The sequence below is a fragment of the Vreelandella sp. DA03-1M genome (assembly GCF_055725665.1).
This window is the reverse complement of the sequence record NZ_CM146798.1, coordinates 4134657-4158094: the sequence shown is the minus strand read 5'-3', so window position 1 is coordinate 4158094 and position 23438 is coordinate 4134657. Positions and strand designations below refer to the sequence as shown.

The following is a 23438-nucleotide window of genomic DNA, read 5'->3' as shown; positions in this document are numbered from 1 at the left end:
AGTGCGCAAAGTAGCCCTTTATTAAGCGTGATGCGGCGTGCCTAAAAGTGCTTTTAATAAATATAAAAAAGCCACCAATAGAAAGTAAATTGTTTTTATTTATTTTCAAATTAATAAATTATTAAACCTTTCAGGCAGCGCCTGATTTTCCCCTGTTTATACGTCAAGAGGTGCGCCAATGCCTATCAGTGTCTTCGACCTTTTTAAGATTGGAGTAGGCCCCTCCAGTTCCCATACCGTCGGCCCCATGCAGGCGGCTTTTAAGTATGTCACCACCCTGCGCGAAAACAGCCTGCTCGATGAGGTAGGGCATCTTGAAGTCCATCTTTATGGCTCGTTATCCGCCACGGGTATCGGACATGCCACCGATAACGCAATTATTATGGGATTGATGGGTGAACGCCCTAGCACAATAGATCCCTCGATTATTGAGCCAGCCATCGAAGCGCTTAAAGAGAGCCAGTCATTACAGCTTGGTCGACAAAAAACAGTGAAGTTTGTTTGGGATAGTGACCTCTTTTTTCATGAAGAGAGCTTGCCCCACCACCCTAATGCCATGAGGCTCGCAGCTTTCACGCATCAGGGCGACTTGGTGTATGAAAATACCTATTACTCGGTGGGCGGCGGCTTCGTTGTTGAGCAAGCCCAGTTAGATATGCCGTTAGACGATTTAGATGGAGCTACTCTTCCTTACAACTTCGACACGGCTGACGAACTCCTGGCGCTATGTAAAAAAGAGCAGTTAAGTGTCAGCCGGCTGATGCTGGAAAATGAGAAAGTATGGCGGACCGAAGAAGAGGTCAGAAACGAACTGTGGCTTATCTGGCAAGTGATGTGTGAATGCATCGATAATGGATTAACCCACGAAGGGATACTGCCGGGCGGTTTAAAAGTTAAGCGAAGGGCTAAGCTGCTTCACCAGCGTCTTCAAGCGGCAGAGCAGAACGACTGCCTGATAGCCTCAACGTTCTCAGCGATGGAGTGGGTGAATATTTTTGCCCTCGCCGTTAACGAAGAGAACGCCGCAGGGGGACGTATGGTCACGGCACCCACCAACGGCGCCGCAGGCATTATCCCCGCTGTCTTGCACTACTACATGAAATTCCAGCCCAATGCCTGCGAGAAAAACGTGGTGGATTTTTTGCTGGCGGCAGGCGCCATTGGCATTCTGTGCAAGAAAAATGCTTCGATCTCCGGCGCCGAAGTAGGCTGCCAGGGGGAGGTTGGCTCAGCTTGTGCCATGGCAGCCGCTGGCTTGGCTGATGTGATGGGGGGCACGCCTGAACAAGTAGAGCATGCGGCCGAAATCGGCTTGGAGCACAATCTAGGGTTAACCTGCGACCCTGTGGGTGGGTTAGTTCAGATTCCTTGTATCGAGCGCAACGCTATCGCAACGGTAAAGGCGATCAATGCCGCTCAGATGGCATTACGTGGCGATGGCACTCACTTTATCTCGTTAGATAAAGTCATTCGTACCATGCGCGATACGGGGCGAGACATGTTGGATAAGTATAAAGAGACATCCAAAGGTGGTTTGGCCGTGAATGCTATTGAGTGTTAAAAATCACCGGCTTGATTAGTTAAAAACGCCGGAGCTCCGCTGAGGCAGGAGTTCGGCGTTTTCTATTTGAGCGATAGGTGCATTCCTCCGATGACAGCCACTCTCTCTTAACGCTTTTGCGGACTGGTATAGCCGCTGTGTGGCTTTATCGGAACAGTCTAGTGATTGCTGTGTTGCATAACAGGCTCAGTCTTTAACTAAATAACCATATCAGTTACCTGGCGATAGCGTCGGTGGTCTTCGCTAAAAAAGGCTTAATAACCTGCCCAAGGTTTCCATGCCGCGCTCGCTGGATTGCGTCCAGGGGCGGCCATAGCTCAGGCGCACGCAGTGTCGAAACTGCTGGGTCGCGGAAAAGATCGGGCCCGGCGCTAAGCTAACGCCATGGTCGAGCGCGGTATTAAATAGCCGCAGCGAATCTACCTGCTCGGGAAACTCCACCCATAAGAAGTAGCCGCCCGCCGGACGGGTGATGCGAGTATTGGCAGGAAAGTAGCGATCTGCTGCTGCCAGCATGCTGCCTTGTTGGGCTTCCAGGGCATGGCGGAGCTTACGCAAATGGCGGTCATAACCGCCATGCTGCAAGTAGTCAGCGATGGCTGTCTGAGCGGGCACGGAAGGCGAAATCGTCGTCATTAGTTTTAGCCGCGAGATGGCCTGAGCATAGCGACCGCCCGCTACCCAGCCCACCCGGTAGCCCGGCGCTAAGCACTTTGAGAAAGAGCTGCAGTGGATGACCAGACCCTCATCATCGAAGGCTTTTACGGGCACGGGCGGCGTGCTGCCAAAATACAGCTCGGCATACACATCATCCTCTAGCATCGGCACTTGGTGCTGTTTTAGCAGCTGATAAAGCGCTTGTTTGCGCTCTTTACTCAGGCTGGCGCCGATTGGGTTTTGCAGATGGCTCATAAACCAGCAGGCTTTGATGGGCAGTGTCTCTAGCCGCTCTGCCAGCACCTCTAGGTCGATCCCCTCCCGTGGGTGTACCGGTATCTCCACAGCGCGCAGTTTCAACCGCTCTAACACTTGCAGGCTGGCATAAAACGCTGGGGACTCAATCGCCACCAGGTCGCCCGGCTGGGTAACACACTGCAGCGCTAGATTAAGTCCCTCCATTGCACCATTAGTAATCACCAGCTCTTCCATCGGCAGTTGAATACCGCCCAGCATGTAACGCAGCGCAATCTGCCGACACAGGTCGGTGTGCCCGGTGGTCATGTCGGCCACCACCTGTTGAGGCGAAAGCGCCCGCAACCCCCGCGTCATGCTGATACTCAAACGCGAAAGCGGGAACAGCTGGGGGCTGGGGAACGCCGACCCGAAGGGCACCGTTCGGTCATCCTGAAGCGAGCCAAGCACCGAGAACACCAACTCGCTGACTTCTACCTCTGCTGGGTCGGTGGGCTGCAGTGTCACGCGCGGTTCGTCCAGCAAGCGCCGGGCGTGTTCACGAACAAAATACCCTGAGCGCGCCCGTGCAGTGATAAGTCCTTGGTTTTCCAGTAAGTAGTAAGCCTGAAACACCGTGGAAGGGCTAATGCCATGATGACGGCTAGCCTGACGCACCGAAGGAATACGCTCCCCAGGGCCAAGTACGCCCTGACGAATCAGTGTGGCTATCTCATCGGCAAACTGTTCGTAGCGTTTCATGGGATAAACCGTCGGTGCGTTAAGTGGAACGTCGGTGTGCTCACACATATTGTTAGCTGACACGGTGCGGCTCTCTGGTTTTGGAAAGCGTCACTGTGGGTTATATGAGGGAGGTAAAACAGAATCAAATAGAGTAATAAAAAGCATATCAGAAAGTCAGGGTATGAGTCATAGGGGGAGATCTGATACGGCTTATTTTTCTAAAACTGCGCCTGTTTGTGATTTTGCTCACTAGGCATAGTAGCGCCTAAATCAGTCGCTCTCTTAAAAAAGCATGATCACCTACTTAGCGGCGCCCCTCGACCGTATAGATCTCTACTCCCTCTTTTCTGGATATCGGTATGACGCAACGCATCCCACTGCAAGACCTGACCACTGAGGCAGCGGTTGAACACCCTACGCCCCCACCTAAGACGCCTAGTGCTAAGTCTCCCAGCAGCAAGCCGCCGAAGCTGGGGCATATCTATGTGCGCGAAATAGATGGCTTTTTTCAGCGTATCCGACGCCACTCAAACTGGCTGCTGATGACGCTCTATTTCGGTTTGCCGTGGGTCAATTGGGGCGACCGACCGCTGGTGTGGTTTGATCTCTCTGCCCAGGAGTTCCACCTGTTTGCGGCGACGTTTTATCCCCAAGACTTTATCTTGCTCACCTGGATCCTGGTGCTCTGCGCCTTTGGACTGTTTTTGGTCACGGTGGTCGCTGGGCGCGTGTGGTGTGGCTACAGCTGCCCGCAAAGCGTGTGGACGTTTCTATTTATCTGGTTTGAGCATCGCTTAGAGGGGGCACGCCACCGTCGCATACGCCGCGACCAAGCGCCGCGCAAGTTCGATACGCTATGGCGAAAAACCACCAAACATGCAGCTTGGCTGCTGATTGCGGTGGCTACGGGAGTGGCCTTTGTCGGTTACTTCACGCCAATCCGGGCATTACTGGTGGATGTCGTCAGTCTGGACGCGCACCCCTTGGCACTCTTCTGGATCGGTTTTTTTACTCTGTTTACCTACTTGAATGCCGGTTGGCTTCGCCATCAGGTATGCCTGCATATGTGTCCCTATGCACGCTTTCAGTCGGCGATGTTCGACGCCAATACGCTGATTGTTTCCTACGACGCTGCCCGCGGTGAGCCGCGCCGATATCATGCTCAAAAGGGCGTTGAGGCAGCGCGAACCGGCGACTGTATCGACTGTGAACTCTGCGTTCAGGTATGCCCCACCGGCATCGATATTCGCGATGGGCTGCAGTACGAGTGTATTGGTTGCGCGGCGTGTATCGATGCCTGCGATAGCGTGATGGCGCGGATCAATAAACCGCTTGGCCTGATTCGTTACACCACCGAGCGCGCGTTGGCAGGTAAAACGACCCGCTTTTGGCGTCCTCAGTTATTTGCCTATGCGGCGGCGCTACTCGCCATGGTGGTGCTGCTCATTGGCTTCTTGAATGCCCGTGTGCCCCTTGATGTCGATATTGCACGGGATCGACAAGCGCTGTTTGAAAGCACAGCAGAAGGTCGACTGATCAATTACTACAACGTGACACTGCGTAATCAAGATGGCCAAACACATCGCTATGCGGTATCGGCTACAGGGCTGCCAGGACTTCGCCTGGGTGGCATGGACACCATCGAGGTAGCGGCTTTTGAAACGCGCAGCCTGCGGCTAGCCCTCACCGCCGATGCGGATGACCTGACACAGCCTAGCCATCCTATCGAACTGCATATCACCGCCTTAGATGATCCATCGATAGCGAGCAGCAGTGAAACGCGGTTCCTGGGCCCTTCTGGGAAGTAAGTAGGTGAAGATAACTTTTCAATAGACTACTTAATGAGTTTTTGAGCTTTAGCTGGTCGCTGAAGTTTTAGTGCTTAAGTATAATATTCTTTAGTATTGTATTTGCTGCCATGATTAAATGTAATACCTCATCAAGTTAAAAGGTATTGGACGCTGTTTTTTGTTGTGGCTAATTTGTGCCTACAAATAATTTTTAAATAACAAACTTGATGGGCAATTTTCGTGAATATACAAAAAACAATATCTAGCTTGATGCTTGGTATGCTGATAACGGCATATACAGGGGCGGCTGTATCCAATGAAAACTCACCTAATGAAAAACAGGCTGATCAAAATGGGATGAGTGATTACCCTAATCAGCCTATTCGTATGATTATTCCTTTTGCTCCAGGTGGCCCTGCCGATGCCATTGGCCGTGTAGTGGCGACAAAGCTTTCTGATGTGCTGGGAACCCCCGTCGTCGTTGAAAGTCGCGGTGGTGCAGGCGGCGTGATCGGTACTGGCTACGTGGCCAAAGGACAGCCTGATGGTTACTTGATTGCCATGACGAGTGCTGGTGCTCTGGCGATTAGCGCCAGTGTCCATGAGAACGTACCGTTCAATAATGCCACTGATTTCTCACCCATTATGTTGCTGGCCAATGTCCCAGAGTTATTGGTCGTTAACAACGAAGTGGCGGCGACCTCTCTTGAGGAGTTGGTTGAACTCGCAACGGATAACCCAGGAATGTTGAATTTCGCTTCGTCAGGCCCTGGTTCGATGCCGCACTTGGCAGGTGAGATGCTCGGGCATGTGGCAAACATTGATATTGTTCACGTTCCATACGTGGGAGCTGGCCCAGCTGTGTTGGATCTGTTGGGCGGTCAAGTGGATATGATGTTTGCTGATAGCCCCGTTCTTCTTCCTCAGGTGAAAGCTGGCGCGCTGCGGGCGATAGCGGTGGGTAGCCAGGCACGCATGGAGGCGCTATCCGAGGTGCCCACTATGTCAGAAGCAGGCGTTCCGGAAGTAACAGCGGTCAACTGGTACGGCATCGTTGCACCGCCTGAACTACCTGACCATATCACTGAAACACTCAACAATGCTTTTATGACAGTCATCCAGGATGAGCAAGTGATCGAAAGAATGAATGACATGGGCGTGATGCTAGCTGGATCAACGCCAGAAGCGTTTCAGGCGTACATTGAGAGCGAGACAATTAAGTGGGAGGCCGTCGTCCGCGCCTCAGAAGGCTCTTCTAATTAAATGACCGTATCGCTAAAGCTAATTAAATGTTTCCTGAAATGTAAGGAATCAGTTTTAGTCGGTAAAAGTATTTAATTTCAAAAAAATAATTAGTTTATAAATAAAACTATAACTGTATTCACAATAAAAATTTATGGAGAACGCCATGAAACACTATCTCGCACTCCCCGTGATAGCCATTTTTACATCGTTAGCGACGCTCGGTAGTAGTGCACTTGCCAGCAGCGATGGTGCGAACTATCCGGAGAAGCCGATACGTTTGATCGTGCCCTTTGCGCCCGGAGGCCCCAATGACACCGTGGCGCGATTGATGACGCCTAAGCTCTCAGAAGAGCTAGGGCAGCCGGTGGTTGTGGAGAACCGGGGTGGCGCAGGAGGCGTTATCGGCACCGACGCGGTGGCAAAAGCAGAAGCGGATGGTTACATCATCGGCATTAGTAGCGCGGGCGCATTGGCGATTAGTAAGAGTGTTCAAAACCAAATGCCCTACGACACCCTAACGGAATTAGCCCCCATCACGCTGATTGCCACGGTGCCAGAGTTACTAGTGATATCACCTGATGTCGAAGCGCAAACACTGCCTGAGTTGATTCAGTGGGCTAAAGATAACCCCGGTTACTTAAACTATGCCTCCTCTGGCCCAGGCGGAATGCAGCACTTGGCAGGTGAAATGCTTAACTATGAGGCGGGCATTGATACGGTTCACATTCCCTATAGAGGCGCGGCTCCTGCTGTACTGGATGTCGTGGGGGGCCAGGTCGATATGATGTTTGCTGACTTACCGATACTGCTCGCTCAAGTAAAGGAAGGGGCTTTGCGCCCGATTGCCGTCGGCAGCAAAACGCGCTCACCCGCGCTGCCTGATATTCCAACCACAGCAGAAATGGGCCTTGCCAATGTCGTTGCTGAAAATTGGTACGGCATTGTTGCGCCCCAGGGCACGTCTGATGCCATCCTTGAAACACTCCATGCCGCCTTTTATGCAACGCTTACTGATCCTGACGTCGTAGACGCTCTAGAGCTACAGGGGCTGGAGATTATTGCCTCATCCCCTGAAGAGTTTAGTGACTATATCGCCCAAGAGACGCAGCGTTGGGCAGATGTTGTTGAGGCCACCGGGGCCATCCTGCAATAGCCGCTAGCAATACATCCGTTAGCGGTATATCAGCGATCCATGTTTCAGCGCCCCGTGATCTAGTCGCTTAATGAGTATAAATATTATGTCTGACGATATGTTGTTGAGAACATCTTTAACATCACCCTTTGGGCGCAAGGTGCGCATGGCCGCTATCGTATTGGGGATTGAAGAGCAGATACAAGTGGTAGGGGCTAACCCGTTAGACGAGAACGATAGCCTGCGTCGGCAAAACCCATTAGGGAAAATGCCCTGCCTCGTGCTGCCAAGTGGTGATGTCCTCTACGATAGTAAAACAATCGTCGAGTACCTGTGTGCTTATGCGAATAATTCAGACTTATTTCCCAGCCAATCACTCGATTTAGCAATAGAGAGAAGCCGTATCGCACTAGCCGACGGCATTATCGATGCCGCCTTGATGATGGTGTATGAGGGCCGGTTCCGTGAGCAATCACAGAAGTCAGAATTCTGGCTATCGCACCAGCGCGGCAAGGTGACACGTGGCTTACATGCTATTAGTCAACAGCTGCCGCCAATTGCCCCCGGGTTGACGGCCAGTAGCTTATCGTTGGCCTCTGCATTGGGCTACCTCGATTGGCGCCAACCTGTGGAGTGGCGAAGTGTTCATCCAGAGCTAGTGGCTTGGCTTGATGAGTTTAATCAGCGCCATCCTTTATTAGCAGCCTCTCTATCGGAGATCTCAGTATGAGCGACGTTACGGGCTACATGCCGCAGCCGAGTCAACCTCGTCTATCGCTACCGGTAGGGGCATGCGATTGTCATACTCATGTATTTGGGCCTCAGAGCACATTTCCGTATGCGGATAACGCTCTTTTTCGTCCACAGGACGCGCCCAAAGAAGTCCTGTTTGCGCTGCATGAGCACCTCGGTATCGACCGCTGTGTCATCGTGCAGTCGGGCTGCCATGGATTCGACAATAGCGCGATGCTGGATGCCATGAAAGCTCGGCCCGGGCAGTATCTGGGCGTAGCACTGGCGCCTGTTGACATTAGTGAGGCGAGCCTTGCAGGTTTGGCAGAACAAAGGGTAAGAGGCATCAGGTTCAATTTCATGCCACACCTTGATGCGGCGGCTAGCCCCGAAGAGATTGTAGCCTTTAGCCGACGGCTGGAGAAATATGGCATGCACCTGCAGGTGCACCTGCATCACACCTTGATCAAGAGCATCGGTGAAACTCTTCAGCAAGCGGCGACACCGGTAGTCATCGATCACATGGGGCGTATCGATGCCTCACAAGGTAGAGATCAAGCTGCCTTTAACGCACTGATGACGCTAATGGAGAATGAACGTTTTCTCGTCAAGGTGAGCGGTTGCGACAGAGCTTCGGCACTGGGTTCGCCCTATACCGATGCAGTGCCCTTTGCCCAGAAGCTGGTCAAACATTTTCCTGACCGTGTGTTGTGGGGGACTGATTGGCCACACCCTAACTTAAAGGGAGGCCCACCTGATGATGGTATTCTGGTCGATATTCTTGAGGGTATAGCGCCTGATCCGCTACATCGAAAGGCCCTGCTAGTCGATAATCCAGCCCGCTTTTATGATTTTTAATGCTTATTGAAAAACAGTGTGAAGTAAATTCTTGACTTGAGAGTGCTTGGGTTGGTGTTGTGATTAATAGCTTTAATTCAATAATTGTAATGTATTTAATTATAATTAATATAGGTGAGTTTTAATGAGTATAAATAAAAAGGAGATAGCCGCAGGTTTTCTCATGCTGCTGATAGGCGTAGCTGCGCTTCTAATCGTGTCCGATTACAATATTGGCTCTGCGAGACGAATGGGCCCCGGTTACTTTCCTTTGATATTAAGCGGACTTCTTAGCTTAGTGGGTGTTCTGATTATAGTCACCGGCGTCAAGTCAGACGCTAAAAGCCTTCCCAATGTCTCATGGAGACCCATGCTGGTTATATTTATAAGCTTGATTGGATTTATGTTGGGCATGTATTTGGGAGGTTTGTTGCCCGCCATCGTTCTAACCATTGCGATTTCATCACTGGCCGATAAAAAGAGCACTTGGAAGGACGTTCTGCTTTTGGCGGGTTTAGTGCCCCTTGCCGCTTGGCTAATATTTAATCAGGCTTTAAGTCTGCCTATTCCCTTCTTAGAGTGGAGGTTTTAAGTGTCATGTTAGATAATATTTTACTTGGCTTACAAACGGCCTTCACGCTTGAAAATATCATGTACTGTTTTGGCGGTGTCTTTCTGGGCACCTTCATTGGTGTGCTGCCCGGTATTGGTTCCTTAGCTGCCGTCTCTATGCTGCTGCCGCTCTCCTTTTATCTTGACCCAACGACGGCGCTGGTGATGCTGGCAGGCGTCTATTATGGCGCAGAGTATGGGGGCTCAACGGCCTCTATACTGCTTAATCTACCGGGCACCCCATCATCGGCCGTTACCTGTTTAGATGGCTACCCCATGGCGATGGCCGGTAGAGCCGGAGTTGCTCTCTTCATTACCACCATCGCTTCTTTTGTGGGTGGATCGATTGGCATTGTGATGTTGATGCTCTTCGCTCCTCTCTTGGCAAGTTTTGCTCTGTCGTTCGGGCCTTCTGAGTACTTTGCGCTGATGACCTTGGGCCTGATTGCCGCCGCGGGCGTGGTGCAAGGATCCCCCTTGAAAGGTTTGGCAATGGTTTTACTAGGCCTCTTACTCGGCTCTGTGGGCGCGGATGTTAATACCGGTGAAACGCGTCTCACCTTTGGACTACTGGGTCTTTATGATGGCATTAGTTTAGTAGCATTAGCGATGGGGCTTTTTGGGGTGGCGGAGATTATTTCGTCTATTAACACCCATAAGTCGGCATCAAAGGACATGAATGTTCGGCTGAGCTCCATGATGCCGAGTGCGGAAGAGCGTCGTAAAATTGGCCTACCCATGCTCCGCGGCGCCGGCATTGGCAGTTTCTTTGGGGCCTTGCCAGGCGCTGGGCAGTCGATTGCTGCCTTTATCGGTTATGCGGTTGAAAAGCGTATCTCAAAAGATCCTTCGCGTTTTGGCAAGGGGGCACCTGAAGGCATAGCATCACCAGAAGCAGCCAACAATGCGGCTGTTCAAGCGGCATTTATCCCTACGTTAACCCTGGGTATCCCCGGCAGCGCGACAATGGCGCTGATGCTGGGGGCGTTATTGATCCATGGGATAACCCCTGGGCCGGGGCTAATTGCAGAGCGACCCGATATTTTCTGGGGGCTGACCATGAGCTTCTGGATTGGCAATATTATCCTGCTGATTCTTAATATTCCGTTAATTGGGATTTGGGTAAGCTTACTAAAAATTAGATATAATTACCTTTATCCTACTATTCTCTGCTTGATATGTATCGGTGTTTATACACTTAACTATAGCTTATTTGAGGTTGGCCTAGTGCTGGTGTTTGGTGCGCTAGGTTACTTCATGCGACTATTTGGCTTTGAACCGGCGCCTGTTCTTATTGGCTTTGTACTCGGCCCGATGCTGGAGGAGAATCTGCGTCGAGCAATGTTGTTGGCAAGGGGTGATTTTATGCTACTGCTGGAGCGACCAGTTACTGCGGTGCTTTTGGCAATAGCCGCCATTTTACTATTACGCATAGCGGTTCGAATGATCGGGACTGCAAGGCAGACATCAAAAGCGCAATAAGCTAATTAGGCATAATCTTCTTAAAAAGATCAGTAGCCTTACTGCCATCTTTCAAGTGGTGTGCTGTTTTAGCTGTGCTGGTAGGTGCGGTTAATTGTAGTGGAGTCCCAACAGGTAAAAGACTACTCTAATGACTGTTTTAACGAGTCTGGAGCAGGGGCATAATGAGGAGAAACGTGAGGGAGTGGCAGCCAGAACTAAGAACACTGCGATATTTTGTATGTGTGGCCGAGGAAAAAAGTATAACGCGGGCTGCCGAGCGATTAATGGTTGCTCAGCCTGCGCTGAGTCGCCAAATCGCAAAGCTTGAAGATGATCTAGGCTTATCTGTTTTTGCTCGAACATCACGGGGTGTTGAGCTGACAGAGGAGGGTGGGATTCTGCTTATCCGCTGTTACGCTATCCTGGAGCAAATCAGTCAAGCCCATCACGATGTCACCGCCCATGTTGAAGAGCCGAGAGGCGTCGTCGTGTTGGGAATACCGCCTACGCCAGGTGAGTTTATTGCACCTCTATTGCTAACCTACGTGAAAGCACAATATCCTGAAATCGAACTGCGATTTATAGAAGGGTTTAGTCGAGAGTTGGAGGGTAAGCTTGCCCGTGGGGAAATTGGCATTGCCGTTATGCACAACCCACCCGAAAAAGAGGAAATCGTATCTAAGCCTTTACTGACGGATCGGCTCTATTTGATTTCGCCGCCGGAAACTCACCTTCGGGAAAGCATACAGCTAAGCGAAGCCGCGTCTTTGCCTTTAGTTATGCCAAGCCGACAGAATTTTCTGCGCACGTTAGTTGACCGCCATGTTAGTGATATGAAAATGCACTTGAATGTTACCCAACATGTTGATGGTCTTTGGCACCTAAAGTCGTTAGTGCGTCATGGTCATGGTCACTCTATTCTGACCTATGGCGCGGTGATATCTGAAGTACAGCAAGGAACACTTACCGCTGTGCCGATCACGAACCCTGTTATTGACTGGCCGCTTGCCATAGCAACAAAAACCGATCAGCAGAAGAAAAGGGCAATACAAGTCGTAGAGCTAGCTATACAAGAAATTACAAAAAAACTTGTCTCCGAAGGGATATGGAAGTAGTTAACCCAATTTTATGATGAGACGATTTTTCCTTGAGTGATGGCCTGGAATTTATGCTTTTAATTGATGGCAGGTATGACTATATAGTATTTCAAATAATGGTGTTGTAAAGATACTCTATTGATATAGCGTTGTTTCTGTATAGAAATTGGGTTGTGTTAGTTAGGGTTATAGCTGCTCTACCATTAGAGGTTCTGCTGCTATAGACAACTTTTCTGATTTAGTCCTGTTTTTTAATAATATAAGCATAATAGGCGAGTACAATGCCATCATCTCACGTTTGGCCGATTCAAAGGCTACTATCGCCAGATCAAAGTACCTATAACGTCCACCAGCAAGAAATTCATAACCTTATTGCTTCCGGGCCGCGAGGGCAGGTCAGAGGTCCATTGGCTGTATGGCTAAATCGGCCTGGGCTGGCGGAGCGAGCTCAATCATTAGGCGAGTATTGCCGATACGATAGCTCCCTTGAGAAACGACTCTCTGAGTTGGCTATTTTGACGATTGCAAAAGTGTGGAAGGCCGAGTTTGAGTGGTTTGCACACGAGCCACACGCACTTGATGCAGGCGTATCTGAAAGCGTCGTTAATGCAGTAAAAAAAGGTGACGAGCCAGCCTTTGAAAAAGAGGATGAGGCTGTTGTTTATCGTTTCACGCTGGCGGCTCATCAGGATAGAAGCGTTCCCGATACCTTGTACAATCAGGCGTTCGATATCTTAGGCAAAGATCGACTGGTCGACTTGGTTGGCCTGCTTGGCTACTACTCACTGATTTCCCTCACCATTAATATCTTTCAGATATCACCGCCACCGGAAACTCCGCCAAGTTTCAGTTAATGATCTGTGTGCTTAAGCGTCAATATAACTTAATAAACGTAAGGTTTTATGATGAGCAAAAAACGTCTGGAAGGAAAAGTGGCCATTATCACCGGTGCTGGTTGTGTGGGTAAAGGCTGGGGCAATGGTCGAGCGGCCTGTGTACGCTTTGCTGAAGAAGGTGCCGCTGTTTTTGCCGTCGATATCCGTGAAGACACTATGGTTGAGACGGTTGCCCGAGTGCATGAGGTTGGCGGTACCGTGGAGACCTATCTATGTGATGTCACCAGCCAAGACGCTGTGAAAAGCATGGTGGCGGCGTGCATCGAACGTTTTGGGCAAGTGGATATTCTTGTCAATAATGTTGGTGGCTCTGCAAAAGGCGGACCTGCGGATATGGATGAAGCAACCTGGGATCGTCAAATTGAGTTCAACTTGAAAAGCGTGTATCTGACCAGCCGAGCTGTTCTGCCGCATATGGCGGAACGTGGCTCCGGTGCAATCGTGAACACATCTTCAACATCGGGGATGCGCTGGACAGGCTCTGCCCAGTCTGCCTATGCAGCGACTAAAGCCGCTGTTATCCAGTTCTCCAAAGTCGTGGCGGTGGAGTATGCGCCCAAAGGCGTCAGGGTCAATACGGTCGTCCCTGGGCAGTTGCACACGCCTATGGTAGAAGAGCGTCTAGCAGGACAGCGGGCTGGCGGGGATGTTGATGCGTTGCTCGCACAACGACTTGCTCGAATTCCGCTTGGCTTTATGGGCGATGGGCGTGATACCGCCAATGCAGCGCTTTTTCTGGCCTCGGATGAAGCCCGCTTTATTACTGGCACTGAGATTGTGGTAGATGGCGGAATGATAGCGCGCTGTGACTAATCTTTTGGCACTTCCGTAAAAGCATTCTTACTTGCATTCCCAGGAGTAATGGCCCTTGGTGATGGCCCAGATCTCTTTGCGAACCATTTGTTAACCATCCCCTGACGTTTCATCAGTCCACATAGTGCGCTTATTTCTGCATTGTTAATTCATGATAGATCGGCGAAATATCATTGCTGGTCAACAATGAAGAGCAACAACAATCAATAAGTGCGCTGAGGTCATTATGTCTTCCCCGTTTGAAAATATCCGTGTTGTTGATGCTACCCACGTATTGGCGGGCCCTTTCACTACTTACCAGATGGCGGTGCTGGGCGCCGATGTGATCAAGGTTGAGTCGCCAAGTGACCCGGATCAAGCGCGCATGCAAGGGTCTGACCGGGCGCTTAATGATCAAGGGCTGGGCACCGCCTTTATGTCCCAAGCCAGCAATAAAAAAGCCGTGGCGATCGACTTTAAACATCCCCAAGGGCGTGAGGCGTTAAAGAAGTTACTCGCCACCGCAGATGTGTTTGTCGAAAACTATCGGCCGGGGGCATTAGAGAAACTGGGGCTTGGTTACGACGACCTGAAACTACTCAACCCTAAGCTGATTTACTGCTCCATCTCCGCCTTTGGCAGCATCGGCACGCGCCGGGAGCTCACTGCTTACGATAATGTTATTCAAGCCTATTCGGGCATGATGGCAATGACTGGCGACCACCATACTGGCCCGCTTAAAAGTGGCGCGCCGGTGGTGGATTATGCCACCGGCACCACGGCTGCGTTTGCCATCTCAACGGCCCTGTTCCAGCGTGAGCGCGATGGTGGCAAAGGGCAATTTGTGGATGTCTCCATGTCAGATACGGCGTTGATGCTTGCCAGTCCCTATTTAACGGCGTTGCTGTGGAATGGCAAAAAGCCAGAGCCCAAAGGCAATACCTTTCCCTTCGCCACCATTGGCTGCTACCACGCATCTGACCAGCCGTTAATGATCGCTGCCTCTAACTTGACCCAGCAAAAGCGTTTGTGGACGGCCCTGGGCCGAGAGGACATGATCAAACAGAACAATAATCAACGCCTTGATAGCCACGCTGAGGAAGCCAAGGTGATCGCCGAGATCATTAGCACCATGACTGCCGACTACTGGGAGGCGTTTTTGCAGAAACGCCGGATTCCTGCCTCACGCATTAGGCGGCTCGAAGAGACACTGGCCGATCCCCATGTGCAATCACGAGGCGTTTTGCACGGCCAGCCGTTAAGCCCAGACGCTGAAAAACAGCTTACTGTTCCTGTATCAGCGTTTTGTATGTCCGAGGGCACCCGCGGTATTACATCGCCACCGCAAAGAGTGGGCGCGCAAACCGCCGAGGTACTGATGAGCTTGGGTTATTCAAAGCAGGAGTTAGCGGCACTGATCGCCGATGGCGCAATAAGCGGGCCTATAGAGGGAGGCGTTGGAGTAGCTACCAATCCGGGAGATCGACTTTGAACACCTCTATAACTAACCCGCTTGAACGTCTGGCCCAGGCGGCTTATCAATGGAATGTCCGCCCGCTGGACGCTGAGACTGATTGGGCCGCTCGTCGGGCACTGCTTGACTGGTTCGCCACCACACTGCCGGGGTGCAGCCAAGCGCCTGCCACGCTGCTATCGGATGCGTTTGCCACCACGCGTGGGGAGGGTCGCGCGGTATGTTATGTGGATGGTCTCCTGGGGTCACCACGTTATGCTGCTTTGTTGAATGCTACGGCGAGCCACACCGTTGAGTTTGACGACATCTTCAAGGATGGCGGCTACCACCCCGGTAGCTCAACAATTGCGGCGGCATTGGCCGTTGTGCAGGATAGCCAAGCCACCCGTGAGCAGCTTCATCGCGCCATTATTGGCGGTTATGAAGTGGGCTGTCGCATTGCCCTCGCCATCCAGCCCAGCCACTACCGCTTCTGGCACACCTCCGCCACGGTGGGCACCATTGGGGCGGCGGTTTCAACCGCGATGTTGCTCGGCGCTACTTCAGAGCAAATGGGTCACGCTATTGGGTTGGCCAGTAGTTTTGCCGGTGGTCATCAGCAGAACTTGCAGGGCGAGGGCATGGCGAAGCCGCTGCATGCGGGTCACGCCGCCGATGCAGGTTTAATGGCGGGAATGGCGGCGGTGAAAGGCGTAACCGCATCGCTAGATAGCCTGCATGCCAGCAATGGGTTTGCAGCTGCCACCAGCGACTCCACGGGCGACTGGGCGATGGCGCTGGAAGGTATCGGCGACTGGACGCCGATTACCCGGATGACGGTCAAAAACCACGGTTGCTGCGGGCATATTTTCCCCGCACTGGATGGCTTGAAAGCACTGCAAGCCATCCAGTGCCCATCACCCCGGACACCATTGAATCCATTCATATCGAAGGGTATGGCGCGACCTATTCGATGTGCAATCGCCCGACTCCTTCAACTGCTCAAGAGACGCGTTTCAGTATTCAATACTGTGTTGCTGCGTTCTTGGTGCTGGGCAAGGTCAGGCTGCAAGCCTTTGAGCCGCCCGTACTGGAAGATGCCCGCATACGCGCATTAATGCCTAAGGTGAGTGTTGCGGAGCGTGCGGATATTGCGGCCCGATACCCCCGGCAGCGGATGGCCAATATTATCGTCACGACCGTTGATGGTAACACCTATCAACATTTACAGGAGACCCGCAAAGGTGATCCGGAGGATCCTATGAGTGACGCTGAGCTATTTGAGAAATATCAGGAATTAGTCAGCGGTATGCTTTCACCCACCACCGCTCAGTCTTTCCAAGAGATTGTGATGGCAAGCAATGAGCTACCAGGTTCTGCTCCATTGCTGGATTCTCTCGGTGCCCTTAAAAGTAACAGACAATAAGTTAACCAATACCCAATATATCGTTGGTGGTCGATAACGTGGGGCTATGCCAGTATCAGTAAAGTGGTTATCACAATTATAAATAACGAGGTGCTTAATATGAGTTACAAGCTAAATGCTTGCCGTAAATTAATGGCGGGCGCCGCTTTTATATCATTGTCTTTGCCATTTGCAACGTTAAGCCTGAATTCAAACATTAAGCGCAGCACCCGCGGTTTTCAGCGCCCCTGAATACTCTCCCAGGAACACTTGTGCCGGTGTCCGATACCCCAAGCGTTTTCTGGGGCGGTTGTTCAACTTGGCAACGACTCTCCTCAGTGCTGAGTCGCTCACCTTTCGGAAGTCCGTCCCTTTCGGGAAATATTGGCGAATCAGGCCGTTGGTGTTTTCATTAGTGCCACGCTGGCATGAGCGGTACGGGTCGCAAAAATAGGTCTTGGCCGAGACAGCCTTGGCAACCTGTCGGTGCTCGGCGAATTCCGACCCGTTATCCAAGGTGATGGTCTGCACTGCGCCTTTAATAAACGGGTCATCGCTTTAGCCGTTACAGTGGCCGTGATCGTCGACAGGCGCGCTGCCAAGAGGTAACCGCTGCGTCTCTCGACCGGGTCACCAGGCCAGATTCTCTTTGTGGCCTTTGAGCACCGTATCGCCTTCCCAATGGCCGATATGGCGCCTTTCTTCCGCTTCGGCGGGACGCTGTTCAATGCCTACCCGGTGTGGAATTTTGCCCAATCCCGCATGCTTGGCCAATCGGCGCTGATAGCGCCGCTGGCGTGGTAGCCGGAGTCGCCTCCATAATTCGCCGCCGCGTTTCTTGTCGTCCCAGATTAGCGCATAGATCCACTGATGGCTTACGCAAACGCCGTTGGCATTGGCCATGAAGCCACTTATTTGCTGGGGGCTCCATTCGTCCATCAGTTGATCAGTGACCCATCGAATCAGGCTGGGCAGGCGCTTCGTCACTTTCCAGGCGGTGCGTCGGCGCTGATCACTTCTCGATTGCGCCTGTTCAGGCGCATAGCCAGTCTTAAGCCCATTGCGCTTTATCTCCCGGCTAATGGTACTGCTGTGAACCCCAATAGCTTTGGCTATTTGTCGCTGGCTGATGCCAGTCTCAAGATAAGCAAAAATTTGGTATCGTTGGGCCTGGGTCAGTTGTCGGTATCCCATGCTCTGCTTCACTTTGGTCGGTAAAGTCGAGAGAGTACCGGCGCTGGCCCTCCTTCCTCTACTGTGTGATCCAAAGTGCTGCGGTTATTCTATGAATCCAGGGTTTAAGGCATGACCAAAACTAAGCCTGCATTTTCAGCGCGTGAACGGGGTGGTCGTCCTTTAAGATACGCGTCAAAACATAAACAAGCGGGCGCTCTGTTGTTCCGTTTATGCGGAACACTTCGCCTTCGAGAGTGGCGCCTTCATCCAACATGCGATGCAGCATGTCCAGGTGTCCTCTAGGTACATAGCCTAATTTACGCCCGGCACTTTCGATGCAAATGGCATCAGTATCTACGGGATTATCAGGTTCGTGTACAAATTGAACGCTGCTGCCTACCTGTAAATCTGTTATCTCAAGCTGTGATTCGTGCCGAAAGCCTGCTATTTCGATTAATACCTCGAAGGCTTCAGGTGGATTGTCGAAAGGGTGAACAAGTTCAAAACCGTCATTGGGTAGCTTGGCGCCACTGTAACCCAGTAAAGCGAAGTCGCTAATGTTGGCATCCTCTGGGATAGCGCGTAGTTCCAGATAACGCCCAAAATCACGACGACTGCGTGGCGGCAAGCGGCGAGTGAAAGCCTCCAGCACCTGATGATTGTGCTCGGCTTGCCTCATAGGAAACGCCGGGTAGCCTCGAAAGCCTAAGCGTTTGGCTTCTGCCAGCTCTGGACTGTCTAGGTCATACACCAGAACCACTTTATCGTCCCGCTTGAACAGTTCACCCACTAGGTGGCGAGAGCGCATTTTGCTCTCGCGTGCCTGCCAATAAAGCAGCAGCCGGTGTGGTTCTACCAAGTGTTCGATTAAGCGGGGCATATCAGTTCTCCAGAGCCTGTAACAGGCGCTCTCTCCTTGTCAGAGTCAAAAACGCTATGAAGTCAGCACGTTGTTGCGTAATGGGATGTGGGATGTCAAAGTAAGTTAAGTCATTCAGGATGTCTCTAAGGTCATCATCGCACCAACGTTGTAAGCGTTCTATCAGTATTGGTCGAATAGCAGGGAATTGCTGACAATACTGAGTAACGCCCTGAATAAGCGGCAGGCGCTTTTTGTCGCCTTTGGCCCAGCGCATGTGGTGCTGCCCTCTTTTAAGGTAGGCATTGAATTCGTTATGGTCGCGCATCATGCGCTGCATTTTCTGGGGCTGCAACTCGTGCCCGAGGCTGGTGCCATTATCAAAATAAGGTGTGTAGCGGGCCGTTGGATCATTTTCTCCCCAAATCAGCCCCCAGTTCTCCTGATGGCGGTCAGTATTGCCGATTAGCGCATCGAAACATAGGCAAAGCCCCCAGTACTGTCGCCAATCATGAGCAAGCCATCCGCCTCTCTCTAACACACGGCTTAGTTCGATAATGGTTGTTAAATTGTGCTGTTTCCCCTTCTCCCTATCGTACTCTGCAATACGCCGTTGCAAGTAATCCCCGCCAGGAAAGTAGCGATCTTCCTCGCTATCAGCATAACCAATGAACCATTCGTTTACTGTACCTGGTTCGTTTCTAGAGGAATCAATGGCAACAAAAACGGGAGGGAGCGTAAGACCCATTAATCTGCCAATATGAAAAGCGATCACCTCAGACCAGTATTGGTCAGGGTAGCGAGGCTTATCAGAGTTTTTCGCGCTTTTGATAGCTTCTTTAAATAAATAGCGGTGCCCAGGCATACAAAAATCATAAGGAGCTGGGTCAGGACAGACGCGGAGTGTTTTATCGCGAGCGCCTACTGGAAAGACTTCATAATCTTGGTGAACACCCCAACCCGTGATATCAATCACTTGGTCTGGTCGCTGATGAATGCCTTCACGATTAATCATGGTGATATCTACCTACCTAGAAATAACAAAGTCCTCCCGTCGCTTCTCGTATTGCAGATCAATCCAGCGAGCCACGATACTTTTAATCCTAAACTAAACACATAATGTACAGCCATGAAATACCCTGAGGCACGGCATGGCTATGGTGCATCGATACCAAAAGGCTCCACGCCCATGACGCAGTGGCGCGCAGCGAGTGGCATGGGTGAGCGCCTTCACTGTTAAGCATGACGTTGGCTCGGAAGGCTAAACGATTATTGGCCTTCCCTTCAGTGCTTGTTTAGGATCACTAGCGGATCTCAATAACAAAATAGCGAGCCGTTCTCATGAAGCCAGAAACCATTGCTCTTCACCATGGCTATTCGCCTGATTCACAAAACGCCGTGGCGGTGCCAATTCATCAAACCACGTCGTTTTCATTCGATAACGCGCAGCACGCGGCGGATCTTTTTGATCTTAAAGTCGAAGGAAACATTTACTCGCGCATTATGAACCCGACCTGCGCCGTGTTGGAGCAGCGGGTAGCCGCGTTGGAAGGCGGTATCGCTGGGCTAGCGGTGGCATCGGGAATGGCAGCGATCACCTATGCGATCCAGACCATTGCTGAAGCGGGCGATAACATTGTCTCGATCAGCGAGCTGTATGGCGGTACCTACAACCTGTTTGCCCACACCTTGCCGCGCCAAGGCATTCAGGTGCGTTTTGCCGACAAAGACGATATTGATGGCATCGAAGCGCTGATCGATGAGCGTACCAAAGCGGTTTTCTGCGAAAGCATTGGTAACCCCTCGGGTGGCGTGGTCGACCTAACAAAGCTCGCTGAAGCGGCGCATCGTCATGGAGTGCCGGTGATTGTCGATAACACCACGGCGACGCCGTTCTTATGTCGGCCGATTGAGCACGGGGCGGATATCGTTGTCCACTCGGCGACTAAATATATCGGCGGCCACGGCACCACGGTGGGCGGTGTGATTGTTGATTCGGGCACCTTTCCCTGGGCCGAGAATGCCAGCCGCTTTCCGCTACTCAACGAGCCTGATGTCTCGTACCACGGTGTGAGCTATACCCGTGATGTGGGCGATGCGGCCTTTATTGCCCGCGCCCGGGTGGTTCCGCTACGTAATATGGGCGCGGCGCTTTCTGCTCAAGCAGCCTGGAACCTGCTGCAGGGGTTGGAAACGCTGTCGCTACGCATCGAGCGTATCTGTGCCAATGCCTTAGCGGTTGCCAAGCATCTGGAAAGCCATCCATTAGTCACCTGGGTGCATTATGCTGGCTTGGAAAACCATCCGGATCATGCGCTGGCCCAGCGTTATATGAACGGCCATGCCTCGGGGATTCTTAGTTTTGGCATTGAAGGTGGGCAGGCCGCTGGTGAGCGCTTCTACGATGCGCTGGCGCTGATTCTTCGCTTGGTGAATATCGGCGATGCCAAAAGCTGTTCTTCTATTCCCGCCTCTACCACGCACCGCCAACTCAACGAGCAGGAACTAAAAGCCGCTGGCGTCACGCCGGATATGGTGCGCCTATCGATCGGCATCGAGCATATCGACGATCTGCTGGCGGATATTGATCAAGCGCTGGCGGCCTCTCAAGGGTAGTCTGTTTCGCCCCCGCCATCTCAATGCCATAAAAGCCAAGAGACGGCGGGGGCTAACTATCAAACGCCTTTGGACGCTGCCAGCGTATACAAAAACTCAAGCCCCAGCGTTGCGGCGGCAAGCGAGGTAATGTCGCCGTGGTCATAGGCGGGGTTAACTTCCACCACGTCCATACCGACTAGCTCCATGCCTACCATGCCTCGAATCACTTTCAGCATCAGGTCGGTAGACATACCGCCGCAGACCGGGGTGCCGGTGCCGGGGGCGTAGGCGGGGTCCAGCCCATCAATGTCCAGGCTGACGTAAGCATGATGATGACCCACTTTGGCGCGAATACGCTCCAGTACAGCGGCGGCACCGTGGTCGTTGACCCAGTCCGCATCCAGCACTTCATAAGGGTGATTGTGGCGGTCATAGCTGGTGCGAATGCCAATTTGCAGCGAGTGCTCGGGCACGACCAATCCCTCTTTGAGGGCGTGATGGAAAATAGTGCCGTGGTCGAAGCGCGTGCCTTGTTCGTAGGTGTCGGTGTGGGCGTCAAAGTGAATCAGTGCCAGCGGCCCGTGCACGCGTGCATGAGCGCGCAGTAGTGGCAGGCTAATGTAATGGTCGCCGCCCAGGGTGAGCATTTTTTTGCCCGCACTTAGCCAGCGCTGGGCGTGATTTTCCAGATTATCGACCAGACTTTCAGGCTCGCCATAAGCGTAATCAACGTTGCCCGCATCGCAAACCTTGAGGCGATCTTCCAAGGCGAAGTCCCAGGGCCAGCGTTTGCCTTCCCAGATCAAGTTGGCGGTACTTTGACGAATAGCATTCGGCCCCATGCGGGTGCCTGCACGGCCAGAACAAGCGAGGTCAAAGGGAACGCCACTCACCACAACGTCGGCGTCGGTTGCCTTGGGATCCGTTGCTTTTGCTACGCCCATAAAGGTAGAAATCACATCGCCATAAAGGCTGGGCATGGTTTGAGTTAGTGGGTGGGTCACCGGTGTGCTTCTCCTTGCGTACTGGATTTTCGCTGATAGTCGCTGGTGGGCGAATGAGCGGCAGACAATAAGCAATTACTGGTGATAAATTAAATGAATGTTTAGAATTTAATCATTCTTGATGTGAATGATAGAGGATCTATGCGCTCGCTACGCCATTTTGACCTGAACTTGCTGCTGGTATTTGAGGCGCTGATGCGCGAGCGCCATGTCACTCGCGCGGCAGAAACGCTGCATTTAAGCCAACCTGCTTTGAGCCACGCCTTAAAACGGCTACGGGAATCGCTGGATGATCCACTGTTAGTGCGCACCGAAAACGGTATGCAGCCGACGCCCCGCGCGCTGGCGCTGCTGCCCGTAGTACAGCAAGCGCTGGCCCAGTTACGAGAGGGGCTCGCTCCACCAGCGATGTTTTCGCCTGCTACTAGCACGCGCCGTTTTACGTTAGCGACCACCGACTACTTTGAAGAGGTCATGTACCCGCTCTTTTTAAGCCAGCTGTTGGCCTATGCGCCGGGCATTAGCTTCTCTATTGAACTTATTACCCCGGAAGTGCTGAGTGAGGGACTGGAACAGCGCCAAATCGATATGGTGGTGGGGTTGGATAGCCAAAGCGCGCTGCCCAGTGGTGTTATTCAGACCCCGTGGATGGATGAGGAGTTGGTCTGTTTGGCCGCTACCCATAATGGCCGCGTAGGCGATGCGCTGGATATTGCGCAGTTTGCCTGCGAGCTCCATGTGGAGCTGGCTGATATAAGCGGCCTGCGGCCCAGCAATATCGATAGCTGCCTGGTTCAACACGGCTTAACCCGCCGGGTAATCTCCAAAAATCTCAACTACATCGCCGCGGCTAGGGTAGTGGCACTGACGGAAGCGATCATGACCCTGCCACGGCAAATGGCTGAGCGGTTTGTTGCGATGCTACCGGTACGTTTGGTGGAGCCGCCTAAAGAGCTCCCGGCGCTGAAAATGACCCTGATTCAGCATGGGCTATTTGCCAACGATCCTGCTGTGGCTTGGTTGTACCAGCAACTCATGGCGTTTGCACAAGACTTCAGTGATCCTGTCATTATGGCCAACAGTGCCGAGAACTATTTAGGCCTGAGTTAAGCAATTGTCTCGTGCATAATTAGCTTGTCTTAAAAATAAT

At 52.0% G+C, this 23438-nt stretch carries 19 protein-coding genes and 2 pseudogenes; 16 read left to right on the top strand and 5 right to left on the bottom strand.

Features of this window, described 5'->3' with window-relative positions; all coding sequences use genetic code 11:
• The first annotated feature begins 178 nt into the window (after window positions 1-178).
• The gene (locus ACXUPB_RS19420; protein WP_472954148.1) at window positions 179-1561 is read left to right on the top strand and encodes an L-serine ammonia-lyase; all 1383 of its coding nucleotides are present in this window, start codon (window positions 179-181) and stop codon (window positions 1559-1561) included.
• Between the two features lie 243 nt (window positions 1562-1804).
• Here ACXUPB_RS19420 and mapR read toward each other — a convergent pair whose 3' ends face one another.
• The gene (mapR, locus tag ACXUPB_RS19415; RefSeq protein WP_472956764.1) at window positions 1805-3214 is read right to left on the bottom strand and encodes a GntR family transcriptional regulator MpaR; all 1410 of its coding nucleotides are present in this window, start codon (window positions 3212-3214) and stop codon (window positions 1805-1807) included.
• Window positions 3215-3555: 341 nt separating this feature from the next.
• Between mapR and ccoG the strand changes: the two genes are divergently transcribed.
• The 13 genes and pseudogenes from ccoG to ACXUPB_RS19350 all read left to right on the top strand — a co-directional run bounded on the left by ccoG (window position 3556) and on the right by ACXUPB_RS19350 (window position 16672).
• Window positions 3556-5004: a cytochrome c oxidase accessory protein CcoG gene (gene ccoG / locus ACXUPB_RS19410; protein WP_472954145.1), complete on the top strand. Its 1449-nt coding sequence runs from the start codon at window positions 3556-3558 to the stop codon at window positions 5002-5004.
• Window positions 5005-5343: 339 nt separating this feature from the next.
• Window positions 5344-6249 (top strand): Bug family tripartite tricarboxylate transporter substrate binding protein, encoded by a 906-nt coding sequence (locus tag ACXUPB_RS19405; RefSeq protein ID WP_472954142.1) that lies wholly within the window; start codon window positions 5344-5346, stop codon window positions 6247-6249.
• A gap of 145 nt (window positions 6250-6394) precedes the next feature.
• The gene (locus tag ACXUPB_RS19400) at window positions 6395-7384 is read left to right on the top strand and encodes a Bug family tripartite tricarboxylate transporter substrate binding protein (RefSeq protein WP_472954139.1); all 990 of its coding nucleotides are present in this window, start codon (window positions 6395-6397) and stop codon (window positions 7382-7384) included.
• A gap of 85 nt (window positions 7385-7469) precedes the next feature.
• Window positions 7470-8093: a glutathione S-transferase N-terminal domain-containing protein gene (locus ACXUPB_RS19395; protein ID WP_472954138.1), complete on the top strand. Its 624-nt coding sequence runs from the start codon at window positions 7470-7472 to the stop codon at window positions 8091-8093.
• Window positions 8090-8953, top strand: a complete 864-nt coding sequence (locus ACXUPB_RS19390) for an amidohydrolase family protein (RefSeq protein WP_472954136.1) — start codon at window positions 8090-8092, stop codon at window positions 8951-8953. The genes ACXUPB_RS19395 and ACXUPB_RS19390 overlap by 4 nt, the downstream gene beginning before the upstream one ends.
• A gap of 124 nt (window positions 8954-9077) precedes the next feature.
• Complete coding sequence (locus tag ACXUPB_RS19385; RefSeq protein ID WP_472954133.1) at window positions 9078-9524, top strand: tripartite tricarboxylate transporter TctB family protein; 447 nt, start codon at window positions 9078-9080, stop codon at window positions 9522-9524.
• Window positions 9525-9529: 5 nt separating this feature from the next.
• A complete protein-coding gene (locus ACXUPB_RS19380) occupies window positions 9530-11026 on the top strand; it encodes a tripartite tricarboxylate transporter permease (RefSeq protein WP_472954131.1) in 1497 nt (498 codons plus the stop codon).
• A gap of 176 nt (window positions 11027-11202) precedes the next feature.
• On the top strand, window positions 11203-12123 hold the full coding sequence (locus tag ACXUPB_RS19375; RefSeq protein WP_472954129.1) for a LysR family transcriptional regulator: 921 nt from the start codon (window positions 11203-11205) through the stop codon (window positions 12121-12123).
• A gap of 488 nt (window positions 12124-12611) precedes the next feature.
• On the top strand, window positions 12612-12959 hold the full coding sequence (locus ACXUPB_RS19370; RefSeq protein WP_472954127.1) for a carboxymuconolactone decarboxylase family protein: 348 nt from the start codon (window positions 12612-12614) through the stop codon (window positions 12957-12959).
• A 51-nt stretch (window positions 12960-13010) separates the two neighbouring features.
• Window positions 13011-13814, top strand: a complete 804-nt coding sequence (locus ACXUPB_RS19365; RefSeq protein WP_472954125.1) for an SDR family NAD(P)-dependent oxidoreductase — start codon at window positions 13011-13013, stop codon at window positions 13812-13814.
• A 226-nt stretch (window positions 13815-14040) separates the two neighbouring features.
• Window positions 14041-15285: a CaiB/BaiF CoA transferase family protein gene (locus ACXUPB_RS19360; RefSeq protein WP_472954123.1), complete on the top strand. Its 1245-nt coding sequence runs from the start codon at window positions 14041-14043 to the stop codon at window positions 15283-15285.
• Window positions 15282-15962 (top strand): annotated as a pseudogene (locus ACXUPB_RS19355) (MmgE/PrpD family protein); the annotation flags it as partial. The gene ACXUPB_RS19360 and the pseudogene ACXUPB_RS19355, both read left to right, overlap by 4 nt.
• 257 nt (window positions 15963-16219) lie before the next feature.
• A complete protein-coding gene (locus ACXUPB_RS19350; protein ID WP_472954121.1) occupies window positions 16220-16672 on the top strand; it encodes a hypothetical protein in 453 nt (150 codons plus the stop codon).
• Between the two features lie 189 nt (window positions 16673-16861).
• On the opposite strand, the pseudogene ACXUPB_RS19345 reads toward ACXUPB_RS19350, so the two are convergent.
• The 3 genes and pseudogenes from ACXUPB_RS19345 to ACXUPB_RS19335 all read right to left on the bottom strand — a co-directional run bounded on the left by ACXUPB_RS19345 (window position 16862) and on the right by ACXUPB_RS19335 (window position 19701).
• Window positions 16862-17845 (bottom strand): annotated as a pseudogene (locus ACXUPB_RS19345) (IS30 family transposase).
• Window positions 17846-17966: 121 nt separating this feature from the next.
• Entirely contained in the window at window positions 17967-18707 is a 741-nt protein-coding gene (locus ACXUPB_RS19340; protein WP_472954120.1) for an HIRAN domain-containing protein, read from the bottom strand.
• A gap of 1 nt (window position 18708) precedes the next feature.
• Window positions 18709-19701, bottom strand: coding sequence for a HipA domain-containing protein (locus tag ACXUPB_RS19335; RefSeq protein WP_101146439.1), 993 nt, complete (start codon window positions 19699-19701; stop codon window positions 18709-18711).
• Window positions 19702-20027: 326 nt separating this feature from the next.
• On the opposite strand from ACXUPB_RS19335, the gene ACXUPB_RS19330 reads away from it, so the two are divergent.
• A complete protein-coding gene (locus ACXUPB_RS19330) occupies window positions 20028-21302 on the top strand; it encodes an O-acetylhomoserine aminocarboxypropyltransferase/cysteine synthase family protein (protein WP_041159026.1) in 1275 nt (424 codons plus the stop codon).
• Between the two features lie 59 nt (window positions 21303-21361).
• On the opposite strand, the gene speB is transcribed toward ACXUPB_RS19330, so the two are convergent.
• Window positions 21362-22264 carry an agmatinase gene (gene speB / locus ACXUPB_RS19325; protein ID WP_472956763.1) on the bottom strand — a complete coding sequence of 301 codons (903 nt, stop codon included), beginning with the start codon at window positions 22262-22264 and terminating at the stop codon, window positions 21362-21364.
• A 165-nt stretch (window positions 22265-22429) separates the two neighbouring features.
• On the opposite strand from speB, the gene ACXUPB_RS19320 reads away from it, so the two are divergent.
• A complete protein-coding gene (locus tag ACXUPB_RS19320) occupies window positions 22430-23398 on the top strand; it encodes a LysR family transcriptional regulator (protein WP_472954117.1) in 969 nt (322 codons plus the stop codon).
• Window positions 23399-23438: the final 40 nt, after the last annotated feature.

What these genes read in the sequence shown, in the direction of transcription:
- ACXUPB_RS19420 (WP_472954148.1), top strand. Translation starts at nt 179, where the DNA reads ATGCCTATCAGTGTCTTCGACCTTTTTAAGATTGGAGTAGGCCCCTCC.
- mapR (WP_472956764.1), bottom strand. Translation starts at nt 3,214, where the DNA reads ATGAAACGCTACGAACAGTTTGCCGATGAGATAGCCACACTGATTCGT.
- ccoG (WP_472954145.1), top strand. Translation starts at nt 3,556, where the DNA reads ATGACGCAACGCATCCCACTGCAAGACCTGACCACTGAGGCAGCGGTT.
- ACXUPB_RS19405 (WP_472954142.1), top strand. Translation starts at nt 5,344, where the DNA reads ATGAGTGATTACCCTAATCAGCCTATTCGTATGATTATTCCTTTTGCT.
- ACXUPB_RS19400 (WP_472954139.1), top strand. Translation starts at nt 6,395, where the DNA reads ATGAAACACTATCTCGCACTCCCCGTGATAGCCATTTTTACATCGTTA.
- ACXUPB_RS19395 (WP_472954138.1), top strand. Translation starts at nt 7,470, where the DNA reads ATGTCTGACGATATGTTGTTGAGAACATCTTTAACATCACCCTTTGGG.
- ACXUPB_RS19390 (WP_472954136.1), top strand. Translation starts at nt 8,090, where the DNA reads ATGAGCGACGTTACGGGCTACATGCCGCAGCCGAGTCAACCTCGTCTA.
- ACXUPB_RS19385 (WP_472954133.1), top strand. Translation starts at nt 9,078, where the DNA reads ATGAGTATAAATAAAAAGGAGATAGCCGCAGGTTTTCTCATGCTGCTG.
- ACXUPB_RS19380 (WP_472954131.1), top strand. Translation starts at nt 9,530, where the DNA reads ATGTTAGATAATATTTTACTTGGCTTACAAACGGCCTTCACGCTTGAA.
- ACXUPB_RS19365 (WP_472954125.1), top strand. Translation starts at nt 13,011, where the DNA reads ATGAGCAAAAAACGTCTGGAAGGAAAAGTGGCCATTATCACCGGTGCT.
- ACXUPB_RS19360 (WP_472954123.1), top strand. Translation starts at nt 14,041, where the DNA reads ATGTCTTCCCCGTTTGAAAATATCCGTGTTGTTGATGCTACCCACGTA.
- ACXUPB_RS19350 (WP_472954121.1), top strand. Translation starts at nt 16,220, where the DNA reads ATGTGCAATCGCCCGACTCCTTCAACTGCTCAAGAGACGCGTTTCAGT.
- ACXUPB_RS19340 (WP_472954120.1), bottom strand. Translation starts at nt 18,707, where the DNA reads ATGCCCCGCTTAATCGAACACTTGGTAGAACCACACCGGCTGCTGCTT.
- ACXUPB_RS19335 (WP_101146439.1), bottom strand. Translation starts at nt 19,701, where the DNA reads ATGATTAATCGTGAAGGCATTCATCAGCGACCAGACCAAGTGATTGAT.
- ACXUPB_RS19330 (WP_041159026.1), top strand. Translation starts at nt 20,028, where the DNA reads ATGAAGCCAGAAACCATTGCTCTTCACCATGGCTATTCGCCTGATTCA.
- speB (WP_472956763.1), bottom strand. Translation starts at nt 22,264, where the DNA reads ATGCCCAGCCTTTATGGCGATGTGATTTCTACCTTTATGGGCGTAGCA.
- ACXUPB_RS19320 (WP_472954117.1), top strand. Translation starts at nt 22,430, where the DNA reads ATGCGCTCGCTACGCCATTTTGACCTGAACTTGCTGCTGGTATTTGAG.